Origin of the sequence: Cryptosporangium japonicum (assembly GCF_039524755.1) — a bacterium.
In the GTDB taxonomy this organism is placed as follows: Bacteria; Actinomycetota; Actinomycetes; order Mycobacteriales; family Cryptosporangiaceae; genus Cryptosporangium; species Cryptosporangium japonicum.
Map to the genome: position 1 here is coordinate 113,729 of NZ_BAAAGX010000010.1, position 15,921 is coordinate 129,649.

11 protein-coding genes are annotated in these 15,921 nt (G+C 73.7%); 6 read left to right on the top strand and 5 right to left on the bottom strand.

What is annotated here, in order from left to right; all coding sequences use genetic code 11:
* Positions 1-208: 208 nt before the first annotated feature.
* The gene (locus tag ABD437_RS13455; RefSeq protein ID WP_344649132.1) at positions 209-1,681 is read right to left on the bottom strand and encodes an MFS transporter; all 1,473 of its coding nucleotides are present in this window, start codon (positions 1,679-1,681) and stop codon (positions 209-211) included.
* An 88-nt stretch (positions 1,682-1,769) separates the two neighbouring features.
* On the opposite strand from ABD437_RS13455, the gene ABD437_RS13460 reads away from it, so the two are divergent.
* The 3 genes from ABD437_RS13460 (at position 1,770) to ABD437_RS13470 (ending at position 4,889) form a co-directional block, all read left to right on the top strand.
* Positions 1,770-2,405 (top strand): TetR/AcrR family transcriptional regulator, encoded by a 636-nt coding sequence (locus ABD437_RS13460; RefSeq protein WP_344649133.1) that lies wholly within the window; start codon positions 1,770-1,772, stop codon positions 2,403-2,405.
* 151 nt (positions 2,406-2,556) lie between these two features.
* The gene (locus ABD437_RS13465; protein WP_344649134.1) at positions 2,557-4,143 is read left to right on the top strand and encodes an amino acid permease; all 1,587 of its coding nucleotides are present in this window, start codon (positions 2,557-2,559) and stop codon (positions 4,141-4,143) included.
* Positions 4,140-4,889: an SDR family NAD(P)-dependent oxidoreductase gene (locus tag ABD437_RS13470; protein WP_344649135.1), complete on the top strand. Its 750-nt coding sequence runs from the start codon at positions 4,140-4,142 to the stop codon at positions 4,887-4,889. Before ABD437_RS13465 ends, ABD437_RS13470 begins: the two co-directional genes overlap by 4 nt.
* A 22-nt stretch (positions 4,890-4,911) precedes the next feature.
* On the opposite strand, the gene ABD437_RS13475 is transcribed toward ABD437_RS13470, so the two are convergent.
* Positions 4,912-7,992: a LodA/GoxA family CTQ-dependent oxidase gene (locus ABD437_RS13475; protein ID WP_344649136.1), complete on the bottom strand. Its 3,081-nt coding sequence runs from the start codon at positions 7,990-7,992 to the stop codon at positions 4,912-4,914.
* A 153-nt stretch (positions 7,993-8,145) separates the two neighbouring features.
* Here ABD437_RS13475 and ABD437_RS13480 point away from each other — a divergent pair, with 153 nt between their 5' ends.
* On the top strand, positions 8,146-9,075 hold the full coding sequence (locus ABD437_RS13480) for a glycosyltransferase family 2 protein (RefSeq protein WP_344649137.1): 930 nt from the start codon (positions 8,146-8,148) through the stop codon (positions 9,073-9,075).
* Positions 9,076-9,170: 95 nt separating this feature from the next.
* On the opposite strand, the gene ABD437_RS13485 is transcribed toward ABD437_RS13480, so the two are convergent.
* Positions 9,171-9,863, bottom strand: coding sequence for a GntR family transcriptional regulator (locus tag ABD437_RS13485; RefSeq protein ID WP_344649138.1), 693 nt, complete (start codon positions 9,861-9,863; stop codon positions 9,171-9,173).
* A gap of 28 nt (positions 9,864-9,891) precedes the next feature.
* Between ABD437_RS13485 and ABD437_RS13490 the strand changes: the two genes are divergently transcribed.
* Positions 9,892-12,705: an FAD-binding and (Fe-S)-binding domain-containing protein gene (locus tag ABD437_RS13490; protein ID WP_344649459.1), complete on the top strand. Its 2,814-nt coding sequence runs from the start codon at positions 9,892-9,894 to the stop codon at positions 12,703-12,705.
* Here the strand turns inward: ABD437_RS13490 and ABD437_RS13495 are convergent.
* Together ABD437_RS13495 and ABD437_RS13500 are read right to left on the bottom strand one after the other, a co-directional pair.
* Complete coding sequence (locus ABD437_RS13495; protein WP_344649139.1) at positions 12,694-13,776, bottom strand: winged helix DNA-binding domain-containing protein; 1,083 nt, start codon at positions 13,774-13,776, stop codon at positions 12,694-12,696. The two genes, ABD437_RS13490 and ABD437_RS13495, sit on opposite strands and share 12 nt — an antisense overlap.
* 34 nt (positions 13,777-13,810) lie before the next feature.
* Positions 13,811-14,389, bottom strand: a complete 579-nt coding sequence (locus ABD437_RS13500) for a hypothetical protein (RefSeq protein ID WP_344649140.1) — start codon at positions 14,387-14,389, stop codon at positions 13,811-13,813.
* Positions 14,390-14,438: 49 nt separating this feature from the next.
* Between ABD437_RS13500 and ABD437_RS13505 the strand changes: the two genes are divergently transcribed.
* Positions 14,439-15,776, top strand: coding sequence for a sensor histidine kinase (locus tag ABD437_RS13505; protein ID WP_344649141.1), 1,338 nt, complete (start codon positions 14,439-14,441; stop codon positions 15,774-15,776).
* Positions 15,777-15,921: the final 145 nt, after the last annotated feature.

Here is a 15,921-nt window from a genome sequence, read left to right on the forward strand (position 1 = left end):
ATCGCGGCCCGGTGACCCTCGCGATCCCGGCGGTTCCGGCGCGGCCGGGGTCGGGAGCGGCACCGGCACGCCGGCGCTGGACCTGGCCCGGCCGGAGACGATCGAGGCGTCGCCGGCGAGCGTCACCGCGGTGGAGACGCGACCGGGTTCCTCCTGCGCACCACCGGCGTGAACGCCAACGACCTGTACGTCGACGGCGGCATCCTGGTCACCTGACCGGCGCCGAGGCCGGCGTCGGTACCGGTAGCCCGGCCGCACCGAGCACGTCGTCGGCCTCGACCTCGGCCGGGGTGAGCGCCAGCGCGCGTTCTCCCGGCAGCGCCCAGGCGATCAGTGCCGCCGCGACCACGGCGAGCACGGCCCCGACCACGAACGTGGTGACGAACTGCGCCTCGCGCGGCAGCGGCACCGGCCCGGGGATGGGGTTGCGGGTCATCATCGTGACCACGAACGCGGTTCCCAGCGACATCCCGATCGAGCGGGCGATCGAGTTCACGCTGTTGGCGATGCCGGTCTCGGACGGCTCGACGTGGGCGATGAGCAGCGGGGGCAGGGCCGCGTAGCCGAACGTCACCGCGGTGTTGACGACCAGCGCACCGACGACGATCTGCCAGGTGGCCGAGTGCAGCAGCGCGAGCGCCCCGAACCCGACGCCGGCCAGCACCGCCGCGATCAGCAGCGTCGCCTTCGCGCCGAACCGGGTCACCAGCCGGCCGCCGAGCGGCGCGGTGAGCACGCCGCTGGCCGTGCCGGGCAGCAGGTAGACCAGGCTGGCCGCGAGCACGGACGCGCCGAAGCCGTAGCCGGCCACCGCGGGTGGCGTCTGCACGAACGCGGACACGGCCAGGAACACGGCGAACATCGCGAATCCGAGGAACAGGCCGACGACGTTGGCCAGCACGATCGGCCGGTGGGTGAGCATCCGCGGGCTGACCAGCGGGTGGGTGATCCGCCGCTCGAGCAGCACGAACGCGGCCAGCACGACGACCGCGGCGGCCAGCGAGCCGATCACCCGGGCCGAACCCCAGCCCCAGCCGTTGCCCTCCTCCAGCGGCAGGATCAGCAGCACCAGGCCCAGGCCGAGCAGGCCGGCACCGGCCCAGTCGAGCCGGCCGGTCGCCGCGCCGGAGCGGCGCGGGAGCAGCCACACGCCGGCCAGGCCGATCGCCGCCAGCGCGGTGGCCAGCCAGAACAGCTGGTGGTAGTCGCCGCCGCCGCGCATCAGCAGCCCGGTGACCACCAGGCCGAACCCGGCCCCGACCGAGAGCATCCCGCTCACCAGCGCCATCGCCCCGGTCAGCCGGCGCGCCGGCAGTTCCTCGCGCAGCATCCCGATGGCCAGCGGGAACAGCCCGAAGCTGGCGGCCTGGGCGACCCGGCCGGCGATCAGCAGCGGCAGGCTGGTGGTGACCGCGGCCAGCACCGAGCCGGCCAGCACGACGGTCAGCACACCGAGCATCACCGGGCGGCGGCCGTAGAGGTCACCGAGGCGCCCGAGCATCGGGGTGAGCACCGCGGCCGCGAGCAGGTTGGCGGTGACCACCCAGCTGGCCGCACTGGTGGTGACCCCGAGGTCGGCCCGGATGTCGGCGACGACCGGGACGACGAGGGTCTGCAGCGCCGAGACCAGCAGCACCACGTAGCAGGCGACGGGTAACGCCAGGCGCGTTCGGAAGGACATGGACCTGAACGTAGACGCGCCGACGATAATTTTCAACACCGTGTCGAAAATGAGCGACGCCACGTCGAACGCTGTTACCGTGGACGACGTGCCAGCCATCAAGAGCCGTCGGGCCCCCACGAAAGGCGACCAGCGCGAGCAGGCTCTGATCGACGCCGCACGCACCGTCTTCCGCGACAAACCGATCAGCCAGGTCACGATCGACGAGCTCGCCGGGGCGGCCGGCATCGCACGCTCGGGGTTCTACTTCTACTTCGAGTCCAAGCAGGCGTTGCTCGCCGCGGTCGTCGACCAGGGCATCGCCGAGGCCGACCTGGAGATGTCCGAGTGGCTGGCCGCCGACGGCCCCGGCCGGGCCGAGCTGCGCCGGGGCCTCGCCGCCGGGCTCGCGCGCTGGAAGGTCGACGGGCGCTGGCTGCGCGAGGCCTTCATCACGCCCGACCCGGGCCCGGAGGTCGCGCACGTCCGCGACCGGTTGATCGACCAGGGCTGCAATCTGTTCAGCACACGCATCGAGCGCGACGCGCGGAGCGGCCGGGCGCTGGCCGGCCCGCCCGACCTGATCGCCGCGATGGCCGTCCGCCTGCGCAGCACGATGTTCGCCGAGGTCTACGCCGACCCGGGCGCGTACGTCGAGGACGAACTGCTCGACACCCTCACCGACGCGATCCTGCGCCTGGTCTACGGCGAGACCCCCACCGAGGCTCCGTCCCCGCCGGACTGACGGAGAGCACCGTGGGCAAGCCGGACGGCGACGACGCGCGTCGACACCGGCATGCCGGCGATGTGAGCGGCCGGCTCGACTCTTGACAGCGGGCAGGCCGAGACCTAGAACGTTCCCTCATTGGTCTGACCCTTCGTTGGGGAGCGCGCGCATGGCATCAACTGGTCGCAGAAGGCCCGCCACCACGGAATACACCGACGACGACCGGCACGAGGACACCAAGGCGCTCCACGGCATGGGCTACGCCCAGGAGCTCGAGCGCCGGATGAGCAAGTTCTCCAACTTCGCGATCTCGTTCTCGATCATCTGCATCGTCTCGGGCGGCATCAACTCGCTGGGGCAGGCCACCTCCGGCGTCGGCGGCGCCGCGATCGGCATCGGCTGGCCGATCGGCGTGCTCATCTCCGGGGTGTTCGCGTTAGGGCTGGCGCAGATCTCCTCGGCCTATCCGACCGCGGGCGGGCTCTACCACTGGGGCTCGATCCTCGGGAACCGGTTCACCGGCTGGCTCTCGGCCTGGCTGAACCTGCTCGGCCTGGTCACGGTGCTGGGCGCGATCAACATCGGCACGTTCTACTTCGTGTTCGGCGCGTTCGGCGAGCGCCTCGGCCTCGAGGACACGCTCACCACCCGGGTGAGCTTCATGGCCCTGATCACCGGCGTCCAGGCGCTGATCAACCACTTCGGCATCGGCCTGACCGCCAAGCTCACCGACCTGTCCGGCTACCTGATCTTCGCGACCGCGATCGCGCTCACGATCGCCTGCCTGGTCGCGGCGAAGGACATCGACGTGACCCGGCTGTGGACGTTCCACGACTACACCGGCGGCGAGGGCTCCGACGCGGTGTGGCCGAAGACCGTCGGCATCGGCATGGCGTTCCTGCTCGGCCTGCTGCTGCCGGTCTACACGATCACCGGCTACGACGCGTCCGCGCACACGTCCGAGGAGACCGTGAAGGCCGCACGCAACGTGCCGTCGGGCATGGTGTCGTCGGTGCTGTGGTCCGGTCTGGCCGGCTGGGTCATGCTCTCGGCGTTCGTGCTGATGATCCCGAACATGGACCAGGCCGCCCAGCAGGGCTGGAACGTCTTCTTCTGGGCCATGGACGAGCGGATGAACCACGTCGTCCGCGACGTCCTCTACGTGCTGATCTTCGTCTGCCAGTTCCTGTGCGGCCTGGCCACGGTCACCAGCGTCTCCCGGATGCTGTTCGCGTTCTCGCGCGACGGCGGCATCCCGGGCGCCTCCAAGGCACTGGCCAAGGTCAGCCCCAAGCGGCGGGTGCCGATCGGGTCGATCTGGGTCGCCGCCACGCTGGCCACGCTCTTCGTCTGGTTCACCTCGTCGATCACGATCAAGGGCACCCCGGCGTACTCGATCGTCGTCTCCTGCACGGTGATCTTCCTGTTCCTGTCGTTCACGGTGCCGATCGCGCTCGGCCTGTTCACCATCGGCGGTCCGAAGTGGCCGCACATGGGCCCCTGGAACCTCGGGATCACGCAGTACAAGGTGATCGCGGTGCTGTCGGTCGTGGCCATGGCGCTGCTGTTCTTCATCGGGGTGCAGCCGCCCAACGACTACGCGCTGGAGATCACGATCGGGTTCGTGGTGCTGGCGCTGGTGATCTGGTTCGCGGTCGAGCGACGCCGGTTCCAGGGGCCACCGACCGGTGACATCATCGCCGCGCGCGAGGGTGCGATCCGGGCCGCCGAGGAAGCGGTCGGAGAGCAGGCGTGAGCCGCTTCGGCGGGCGGACCGCGCTGGTCTCCGGCGGTGCCAGTGGTGCCGGCGCGGCCGCCGTCCGGCTCCTGTCCGAGCAGGGCGCCCGGGTGATCGTGGTGGACCGGCAGGAGGAACTCGGGCGTCAGGTGGCCGCCGAGACCGGCGGTTTCTTCGCCCGCGCCGACGTCAGCCGCCCGGACGAGGTGCGCGACGCCGTCGCCGCGGGCACCGCCGCCCTCGGCGCGCCGACGCTGCTCTTCAACCACGCCGGCACGATCGTGGTGAAGCCGTTCCTGGAGACCACCCAGGAGGACTACGACTTCCTGATGGACGTCAACGTCCGCTCGATGTTCGTGATGACCCAGGCGGTGCTGCCCGGCATGCTCGACGCCGGGCGGGGCTCGATCGTCTGCACCTCGTCGATCTCCGCGGTCGCGGCGACGCCGGCCGAGGTGCTCTACGACGTCACGAAGGGTGCGGTGCACCAGTTCGCGCGGGCGATCGCGGTGGAGTTCCGCGACCGGGGCATCCGCTGCAACGCGGTCTGCCCCGGCTTCATCGACACCACGCACGGCCGAACAGAGGTCGAGCTGCTGACGAAATACGGCGTCGACGTCTCGGACGAGGCCATCGCCGCCGCGCAGGGGCGGATGTGCACCCCGGAAGAGGTCGCCGGTGCGGCGCTCTTCCTGCTCAGCGACGAGGCCTCGTTCGTCAACGGCACGCAGTTGTTCGTCGACAACGCGTTCACCGCGGTCTGATCCGGCGACGGCCGCCGGCGGATCAGCCCTCCGCCGGTGGCCTCGTCTCCCCCACCCAGGCCGCGGCGCTGCCCAGCCGCTCCCGGGTGAACGGCTGGCCGTTGGCCGCCTTGCCCTGGGCGACGAAACGGACCTGGTACGAGCCGGCCGCGGTGACGGTGAAGCTGCCGTTGAAGAAGCCACCGTCCCCGGTGAGGGCGACCCGGGACATCGGGCCGGTCGGCGGCGTGATCTCGGCCGAGACGCTCAGCCCGGTCGTCAGCTCCCGGCCGGACTGGACCAGCCGGGCCGAGAGCTCCACCGGGGACCGGGGCGCGAACTCGAACTGGGTGACGTCGGCCACCAGCGACAACGCCGACCACGTGTGCACCCGGAGCGCGTACGCGAGGCCCGGTGCCGGTGCGACGGCCGCGCGCGGCACCGCGGCCGGCGCGGAGATCACCGCGAAAGCACGTTCGAGTTCGGACCGGTAGGCCGGCTCCGGGACGGCCGCCACCGCCGACCGACGCGACGCCGTCGCTCCACGCAGGACCGACCGGTCCGTGCCCGCCGCCGGCTCGGTGCGGGGCCGCCCCGGCGTGATCACGACGTGCCAGGTACCGGCCTGCTCGAACCGGCCCGGCCGCTGCTGCACCGGCAGCGCGAGCCGGAACCAGGTGACGCCGCCGGCGATCCCGAACCGCATGCTCGGGGCCGCGATCGCCTGCCACGGCTCGATCAGCTCGCCGATCGGCGTCTGCAGCCGGAAGTCGACCGCGTCCGGCGTCGGCGTGAGCAGCAGGACGTCGATGCCGCTGTCGGCGTCGGTGAGCTGGAACGGGATCCGCCGGACCGCGCCGGGCGCGAGCCGCCCGTTCGCGGTGGTCACGGTCTGGCTGCCGGTCACCTCGGCGAGCACCTGCAGAGTCGACGCCGCCAGCGCGGTGTCGGTGCTGGTGCGGAACGTGCCGTTGGTGTTGCCGGCGAGCGCGCCGAGCACCGGCACCCCGATCGAGTTCGGCGGTCCGATCTCGATCGCGTGCACCGGGTCGGACGTCTCCCCGAAAACGTCCTCCACCGACTTCGGCGCGTTCTCGACGCCGTCGGTGAGCACGACGAGTGCCTTCGGGCCGAACGCGGTCGCCGACTCCAGCAGCCGCTGCCCGGCGGTGACGCCGTCGCCCACCGACGTCTTCCCGTTCGGGTCGAGCCCCGGGCCGGTCAGCACGCCCAGGCTCGCGGCCCGGCCCGCGGCGTCCAGCGGGAGCACCGGCTGGAGCACCTCGGCGTCGTCGGCGAACCCGACGATGCCCACCCCGTCGCCGTCGGGCAGGAGGTTGACCAGCGACTGGGCGGCCTTGCGCAGCTGGGTGCCGCGGCCGGCGGCGGCCAGGCTGCCCGACCGGTCGAGCACCAGCGCGGTGGCGACGGGACGGCGGGCGACCGTGTTCGCGTCGACGCTGATCGGCCAGGTCCGCCCGGTGGAGGGCTCGGTGACCGTGAACGTCTGGGTGGGTACCGTCGACGGCGCGACGCCGGTGCGGTAGGCGATCGGGAACTCCGCGGTCGTGTCCTGGTCCGGGTCGACCGTGACCTCGGTGACCACCGCGGTGAGCTGCGGGTGCGCCGGCGCGGTGAGCACCAGCGTCGTGGCCGTGCGCACCGAGAACCGGATCGGGAGCAACTCCTCCCGGATCATGCCGAGCAGCCCCTGCTCGACGTCGGCGAAGTCCAGGTGCGGGGTGAGCAGCGTGATCGCCGGGGCGTCGTGGTGCTCGGTCTCCACCTGCTGGTCGCCCTGCGGGACGACGAAGCCGAGCGTGTGCCAGTGCACGACCATCTCGTCGCCGCTGCCCACCTCCCGGTCCCACGGCACCGACGTGGTCGCGCCGGCCCGCTCGAGCACGTCGTTGGGTCGCGGCGCCGGCCACCAGCTGTCGCCGCACGCGCTGAAGTCGTCCTGCCAGGGCAGCGACATCCCCGACGTGAGCGCGCCCGGGGCGACGGTGGTGTGGTCGAGCCGGAACGCCGCCGTGTACTTCGCGGTCAGGATCGGTGGGTCGTTCTCGCCGCCGGCCTCGATCCCGGGGGCGAACGCCCCGCCGACGCAGGCCTCGAGTGCCGCGCGGTCCGCCCCGCCGGGCGTGACGTCGGCGGGCGGCGTCGGCACGCCGGTCCAGTCCCGGGCGTAGTTCCCGGCCTTCCACCGCGCGACGTGCGCGTGCTGGAGGTCGGTCAGGGCCGAGTCCTCCCCGGCGAGCGCGGGCATGTTGCCGGCCGGACGCAGCTTGGCGACGATCCGGTCGACGAGCCGCTGCTCGGTGACCGGGTGCGCCCAGCTGTGGGCCCGGCCGACGCTCTGCACCCACCGGACGTCGGCGGCCCGCGTGAGGATCGGGTAGATGTCGGCGGTGTAGGACGTCGTCGTCGGCGCCGGGACGAGGTTCAGCGCCACCATCCGGGAGAGCAGCCGGTCGTGGAGCGAGACCACGCTGTCCTGGTGCGGGGCGAACTTCGGCGGCGCGACGATCACCCACGCGCCCTCCACCGGCGGCGTCGAGCCGTCGGGCAGCGTCAGCGTCGCGCTGACCGGGCCGTCGGACGCGTCGTCGTACCAGCCGGGGTTCCAGAGCGAGCCGACCAGGTTGCCGCCCGGTGACGCGGACGTGCCCGAGCCGCCGAGGACGAGCAGCCGCCCGTCCGGCTCGGTGCGGACCTCGCCGAGCGGTACGGTCACCGGGCGCTGGCCGGCGAACCGGATCACGCCGGTGTCGAACGCGGCCCGCTGGTCCGGGCCCTCGACCGTGCGCGGACCCGGGTCGATGACCAGGTCGGCGTCCGGCTCGTCGTTGCGTGCCGCCGGGTTGGTGGCCTTCCGGTTGGCCAGGTGCACCGTCCAGCCGATCCGGGCCTGCGCGGAGGTGATCTCCTCGGTGGTGCCGTCGTCGTGATGGGCGAAGATCCGGAAGCGCGCGGCCTGCCGTTTGACGCGTAACTGCTCGTCCTTGAACGTGCCGGGGGACGGCCGTTCGCCGGGCCGCTCGGGGCCGACGAAGTAGGCGTCGGGGCTGTTTCCCAGCCGCGCGATGCCGATGGCCGGATGAATGCGGTATGTAGTCGCCAACCTGACCCTCGCTGTCCGCATAGGTCGGAAAGTGTCGAAACGAGGGCGACTGTAGCGACGGAGCGCAACGGCCGGTGTTAGCGAGCTAACGCTCAGGTCGCGCCCGCGGCGGCCGACAGCATCGTTCGAGTCCTCTCGACGAAAGGCACCCCGATGCCGGAAGAACGCCGCGTCGCACCCCAGACGCCCGGTCCCCGCGACCGACGCAGCACCCCGCGGGGCGCGCCGCGCCGTGCGCCGCTGGTCAGTGTCGTCATTCCGACGCTGAACGAGGCCCTGAACCTGCCCCACGTGTTCGCGGCGCTGCCCGCCGGCCTGCACGAGGTCGTCCTGGTCGACGGGGGCTCGACCGACGACACCGTCGAGGTGGCCCGGCGGCTGCGCCCCGACGTGGTCGTCGTCCGGCAGACCCGGACCGGCAAGGGCAACGCGCTGGCGAGCGGGTTCGCCGCCTGCACCGGCGACGCGATCGTGATGATCGACGCCGACGGGTCGACCGATCCGGCGGAGATCACCCGGTTCGTCGAGACGCTGGTCGTCGGCGCCGACTTCGCCAAGGGCTCGCGGTTCGGCCCCGGCGGGCACAGCAAGGACATCACGCCACTGCGCCGGGTGGGCAACGAAGGCCTGAACCTGGTGGTCAACACGCTGTTCAAGACCCGGTTCACCGACCTCTGCTACGGCTACAACGCCTTCTGGCGGCGGATGGTGCCGGTGATGGACCTGCCCTCCACCGACCTGCCGGCCCGGGCCGACGGGAAGAAGCGGTGGGGCGACGGCTTCGAGATCGAGACGCTGATCAACATCCGGGTGGCCGACAGCGGCGTCCGGGTCAAGGAGGTCTCCAGCATCGAACACCTGCGCATCCACGGCACCAGCAACCTCAACACGTTCCGGGACGGCGCCCGGGTGCTGCGCACGATCCTGAGCGAGTTCCACCGACGCACGGTGCGCCGCCGGGCCGCCCGCACGGTGCCGGTGCTCGCGGTGCCGGGCAGCGGCTGGCACGGGCAGATCGACGCGCTGCTCGCCGCCGAGAAGAGCGCGGCACGCGCCGCGGAGGACGCCGTGCCCGCCGCCTGAGCGGGGCGTCGCCCGGAGGACGAATCGTCGCTCCCCGGCCGGAACTGGGAATCGCCGCCCCGGACCGTCACCGCGTACGACGGCGTCGGCAATCGTCAACGACCGTCTTCGGCGTTGAGCTCGGCCCACAGCGCGGTGAGCGCCGGGTCGTCGGGGGTGGTGTGCGCGGCCCGGGCCATCAGCAGCAGCGCGGTGGAGCTCAGGTGCGAGCGCATGGCCTCGGCCGCGGCGGTGCCGTCGCGCGCGACGAGCGCGTCGACGATCGGGCGGTGCTCGGCGCACACCGCGGCCCGGGTGCGGTCGGTCGGGGCGTCGAGCAGGCTGGTGATCGCGCGGAGCTCGTCGACGGTGGCGGCGGCGCGCCGGTTGCCGGACGCCAGGAGCACCAGGCGGTGCAGGGTGCGGTCGCGTTCCCAGAACGTGGCCGGGTCGGTGGTGGCCTCCAGCTCGGCCATGCACTCCGCGATCGCGGCCACCGCGTCGTCGCTCGCGTGGCCGGCCGCCCGCCGGGCCGCCGGCACCTCGAGCGCCACCCGCACCGCGAAGATCTCGGCGATGTCGCGCGGCTCGGGCAGCAGCACCTGGAACCCGCGGTTGCGGCGGAACCGGACGACGCCCGCCTCGGCCAGCTTCACCAGGCCCTCACGCACCGGGCTGCGCGAGACGCCGAGCTCGTCGGCGAGCTGGTACACCGAGTAGGTGGGGCCCGGAACCAGGCGGCGGGTGCGGATCCGGTCACGGACCTCGGTGACCACGCTGTCGGCCAGCAGCGGCGCACGCTCGAGCATGAGTAGCATGCTACATGTGACCGCCCAGATGACAGATGTGAGTGGGGCCCTGAAGCGCGCCGGCCTCGAGTACCGCGACGACGCGGCGACCACGGCGATGTACTCCACCGACGCCTCGCTCTACCGCATCCCACCGCTGGCCGTCGTGCGCCCGCGCCACGTCGACGAGGTCGCCGCCACGCTCGAGGTCGCCCGCGCGCTCGGCGTGCCGCTCACGTCCCGGGGCGGCGGCACGTCGATCGCCGGCAACGCGATCGGGCGCGGCATCGTCGTCGACTTCAGCCGCCACCTGGGCCGGGTGCTCGACATCGACGCCGCCGCGCGCCGCGCGGTCGTCGAGCCCGGCACCGTGCACGCGGTGCTGCAGAAGGCGGCGCTGCCGCTGGGCGTGCGGTTCGGTCCCGACCCGTCCAGCCACCCGCGCTGCACGATCGGCGGCATGATCGGGAACAACGCGTGCGGCAACCGGGCGCTGGGCTACGGGCGCACCTCGGACAACGTGCTCGCGATGACCCACCTGCTGGCCAGTGGCGAGACGCTGCGCACCGGCTACGACGCCACCGGCGCCCCCACCGTCGAGGGGCCCGAGCCGCTGCTCGCCGACCTGCGCGCCGCGGCCGGGCGTCACCTGGCCAGCGCGCGCACCGAGTTCGACCGGTTCGGCCGCCAGCTGAGCGGCTACGCGGTGCAGCACCTGCTGCCCGAGCGGTTCGACGTCGGCCAGTTGCTGATCGGCTCGGAGGGCACGCTCGGCGTCCTCACCGAGGCGACGGTCCGGCTGGTCACCGACCCGGCGCACCGCATCCTGGTCGCGATCGGCTTCCGGGACATCGTGGCGGCCGGCGAGGCCGCGCCCGCGGTCGTGACGTTCTCCCCCACCGCGTGCGAGGGCATGGACGAGCGCCTCGTCGACGTGCTGCGCGACCGCCGCGGGGACGCCGCCGTGCCGCCACTGCCGCGCGGCGGCGCCTGGCTGTTCGTGGAGATCGCCGGCGACGACCGGGCCGACGTCCTCGACCGGTCCCGCCGGCTGGCCGCGGCCGACCTGGGGGTCGAGTCGCTGCTGGTCGAGGAGCCGGCCGCACAGGCCCGGCTGTGGCGTATCCGCGAGGACGGCGCCGGTCTGGCCGGGCGGGCCCCGTCGGGCCGTCCGGCGTGGCCCGGCCTGGAGGACGCGGCGGTGCCCCCGGAGCGGCTCGGCGCGTACCTGGCCGAGTTCGACGCGCTGGTCAGCGAGTACGGCATGACCGCGGCGCCGTACGGGCACTTCGGCGACGGCTGCATGCACGTCCGCCTGGACTTCCCGCTCGACCGGAGCGACGGCACGGCGGTGCTGCGGAAGTTCCTCACCGCGGCGGCCGGGCTGGTCGCCGAGTTCGGCGGCTCGATCTCCGGGGAACACGGCGACGGGCGCGCCCGCGGCGAGCTGCTCTCGCTGATGTACTCCCCCGACGCGATCGCGCTGTTCGGCGCGGTCAAGCACGCGTTCGACCCGGGCGACCTGCTCAACCCCGGGGTGCTCGTCGACCCCGATCCGTTCGACGCCGACGTGCGCCCGGCCGGCGTCAGCTACCGCAAGGAACTCGCTTTCCTCTACCAGCACGACCGCGGTGACCTCGCCGAGGCCGTGCACCGCTGCACCGGGGTGGGCAAGTGCCGGGCCGACAACTCCGCCTCCGGCGGCGTGATGTGCCCGTCCTATCTGGCCACCCGCGAGGAGAAGGACTCCACCCGCGGCCGGGCCCGGGTGCTCCAGGACGTCGTGCGCGGCGAGCTCGACTGGCGCGCGCCGGGCGTCCACGACGCGCTGGACCTGTGCCTGTCCTGCAAGGGCTGCGCGTCGGACTGCCCCACCGGCATCGACATGGCCACCTACAAGTCCGAGGCGCTGCACCAGAGCTACCGGGGGCGGGTGCGGCCCCGGTCGCACTACTCGCTGGGGTGGCTGCCGCGCTGGGCGCGTCTGGCCGGGCGGACGGCCGTCACGGCGAAGGCGGCGAACGCGATGACCCGGCTGCCGGGCCTCAAGCGGCTCTCGCTCGCGCTCGCCGGCGTCGACGCGCGCCGGTCGGTGCCGGAGTTCGCGCCGACGTCGTTCCGCCGCTGGTGGAACCGGCAGCGGCGGGCCGCCACGACCCGCACCCCGGTGCTGCTGTTCGTCGACTCGTTCTCCGACGCGTTCTCCCCCGACGCCGCCCGCGCCGTGGTCGACGTGCTGCGCGACGCCGGGTACGAGCCCACGCTGCCCGACCCCGGCACGTGCTGCGGCCTGACCTGGATCACCACCGGCCAGCTCGACGCGGCCAAGCGGATACTCGGCCGCACGATCACCCAGTTCGCCGCGGCCGCGCGCGACGGCGTCCCGATCGTCGGCATCGAACCGTCGTGCACCGCGGTGCTGCGCTCCGACGCGGTGGAACTCCTCGGCTCCGCCGACGCCGAGGCGGTGGCCGGCGCGACCGTGACGCTGGCCGAGCTGCTCGACCGGACGCCCGGCTGGACACCGCCGGACCTGACCGGCACCACGGTCGTCGCGCAGCCGCACTGCCACCACCACGCGGTGCTGGGCTGGCAGGCCGACGCGCGGCTGCTGGCCCGCACCGGCGCGACGGTGCGCACGCTGTCCGGCTGCTGCGGCCTGGCCGGCAACTTCGGGGTGGAGATCGGCCACTACGACGTGTCGGTGGCGGTGGCCGAGCAGCAGTTGCTGCCGGCCCTGGACGCCGACCCGGACGCGGTGGTGCTGGCCGACGGGTTCTCCTGCCGCACCCAGGTCGCCGACCTGCGTCACCGCCCGTCGGTGCACCTGGCCGAGCTGCTCGCGCCCCGCTCAGCGGGGTGAGGCGGTCACCCGCACCCGGGAGCTCTCCCCGCCGGACAGGAACGCGGCCAGCCGCCGTCCCTCCTCGGCGACGGCGGCCCGGTCGGCGCGGGAGAACCGGCGCAGCGGGGCCACGTCCACGGTTCCGGCCGTGACCGTCCACAGCCCGGCGACCCGCCCGTCGACGAGCACCGCGCGTTCCCCGGCCACCGACAACCCACGGTGGGCGTCGTCGACGATCCGGCTGCGGTCGTCGTAGCCGAGGATCGCGTTGTCGAACGCGGGCAGGAACCGCACCGGCGCCGGGGTGTCCGGATCCGGGCGCGGCGCGTCGGGCAGGTCGAGGAGCTCGCGGCGGCGCTCGTCGCGGAACGAGACCAGTTCCGCGCGGACCGCCGCCACCGCGGCGGGCAGGCCGGCGAGGCCGCACCAGGCCCGCAGGTCGGCCGTCGCGGCCGGGCCGAACGCGGCCAGGTAGCGCCGCACCAGCGTCTCCCCCACCTGGTCCGTGCCCTTCTCGACGGGCCGGCCGGCCCAGGTCTCCAGCGGCTGGACCCGCACGCCGCCGGTCGCGCCCCACACCCCGCGGGGCGGCAGCTGCACGGTGGGCACCAGCACGGTGACGACGGTCTCCCCGAGGACGCGGGGGCCGGGGCCCGGCCAGCGCACGGCCAGCAGCCGGCCGACCTCGGCCATCGTGCGCGGCGGCCCCTCGGCCAGCAGTTGCGCGCCCGCGGCCGCGAGCTCGTCCAGATCGACGCCCTCCAGGTCGCGCCGGTACACCCCGAGCAGCCGCTGGCGCAGCATCGGATCGAACCGGGACCGCCAGGCCAGCACGTCGTCGGTGGGGACCAGGTGCACGGTGCGCCGCATCAGGTGGGTGCGCACCACCCGCCGGTCGAGCAGCAGCCCCGACAGCGACGCCGGGTCGAAGTCGGCCAGCCGCGACCAGAGCCCGGTGAACGGTTCCTGCGGCTCCTGCGCCTGCAGCCCGCCGAGGTGCGCGACCGCGTCGAGGACCGGGAGGTCGGCCCGGTCGAGGAGCAGCTGACGGGCCAGGGTCGCGCGGTTGAGCGCACGCGTGCTGAGCATGGGGCCACCGTCCCACGCGCGCGCCTCCCGCGGGTCAGTGCAGCGCGGCTTCGACCCGGCGGGGGCCGGCGTCGGCCGGGGCGAGCCGGGCCAGCGCGGACGCGGCCACCAGCGCCCACAGCACGTCCCAGCCGGCGATCGCCGCGAGCGCGGCCGGGGCGGGCGGCCCACCCGAACCGATCAGCACGGGGGTGAGCACGACGACGACGTACGCGCCGACGAGCAGCGGCCCGACCCGGGACCAGCCCGGCCCGCCCCAGCGGCGGACGATCACCACACCGGCGACGATCAGGCCGACGCCGGTGAGCAGCGGCCCGACGCCGAACAACACGTCGCCGACCGCGGGGCGGCCGGGGTACACGACTTCGGCCACCGCGAGGACGGCCTGGCCGAGCGCGGCCGCGCCGAGGCCGACCAGGGCGGCCGCGCCGGTACGGGCCGCACCGGCCGACACCAGCGCGATCACGGCCAGGAGCTCCCCGACGTGGAGCACGGCCTGGGCGAGCCAGCCGATCGCGGGTTCCCACTGGGTGACGGCGCCGACGGCGGCGTAGAGGGTGCCGGCGGCGGTGATCAGCAGTGCGGTCACCGCGACGGCACGGGGTCGGGCCATGAGGAGTACCTCCATCTCTCGGGGACCATCACGTTGCTCCTGCACCGGCATGATCGCGGTCGCGTCGATCCCGATCTCGGCCGGCCGCGAACCGGTGTACGACGTCGTGCTGTACCCGGTGAACGCGGTGGCGCTCGGTCTCTGCGGCGCGTTGATCGTCACCCACCGCCGGTCGTACCCGATCGGCTGGCTGCTCTGCGCGATGGGCCTCGACGCGGCGTTCGTCGAGCTCACCGAGGGGTACGGCTACCACGCCGCCTGGCCGGCGGCGGCCACCAGCGAGTGGCTCACCAACTGGACGAACTACCTGGGCATCAGCGGCACCGCGATCCTGGTGCTGCTGTTCCCCTCCGGGCGGCACCTGAGCCGGCTCCGCCGTCTCGGCGTCTGGGTGGCCTCGGTCGCCACCGTTCTGCAGATGCTCGGCGCGGCGTTCGGGCACGCCGCCGACCCGGCCTTCGCGTCGGGCGTGAACCCGTACGCGATCGACGTGTTCGACCCGGTGTACGTCGTCGGTCAGGTGGTGTTCCTGGGCTGTCTGCTGGCGGCGATAGGCTCGGTCGTCGTCCGGTTCCGCCGCTCCACCGGCGTGGAACACGAGCAGCTGAAGTGGGTCGCCTACGCGTTGTCGCTGCTGGCCGTGGCCGGGTCGGCGGCCACGTTCCTCTACAACGACAGCGCGCTGGTACGGGTCGCGATCGCACTCGTGGTGCCGCTGCTCCCGGTCGCGATCTGTGTCGCGATCCTCCGGTACCGGCTCTACGACATCGACCTCATCGTCGCCCGCACGCTCGTCTACGGCGTGCTGACCGTGCTGCTGGGCGCCGCGTACGCCGGCACGGTGCTCGTCCTCGGCGCCGCGCTCGGCCGCGGATCCTCCTGGGCCGCGGCCGGCGCGACGCTCGCGGTCGCGCTCGCGTTCCGCCCGCTGCGCGGCCGGGTGCAGGACGTGGTCGAGCAGCTCGGCGTCGCGATCTCCGAGTTGCGCGCACTGGCGAACGGCATCCGCCCGGCGTACCTGGACGACGGGCTCGACGTGGCGCTGCGTGAGCTCGCCGGGCGCACGCCGCTGCGGGTGGAGGTGCACGCCGGCCGCGACCGCTACCCGTCCGACGTCGAGGCGACCGCGTACTTCGTCGCGTGCGAGGCGTTGGCGAACACGGTCAAACACGCCCGGGCGACCGGCGTCGCGCTGCGCGCCGAGCGGAAGGACGACCACCTCGTGCTGACGATCCACGACGACGGTTCCGGGGGCGCCCGCCCGGCCGAGGGCACCGGGCTGCGTGGTCTCGCCGACCGGATCTCGGCTCAGGGCGGCCGGATGCGGGTCGACAGCGCCCCGGACCGCGGGACGACAGTGATCGCGGAGTTGCCGTGCGCGTCGTGATCGCCGAGGACCAGGTGCTGCTGCGGGAGGGCCTGACCCGCCTGTTCGAGGACCGGGGCCACCAGGTCGTCGCGGCCGTGGGCGACGCCCGTCGGCTGGTGCACGTCGTCGGCGCGGAGCGGCCCGACCTCGTCGTCGTCGACGT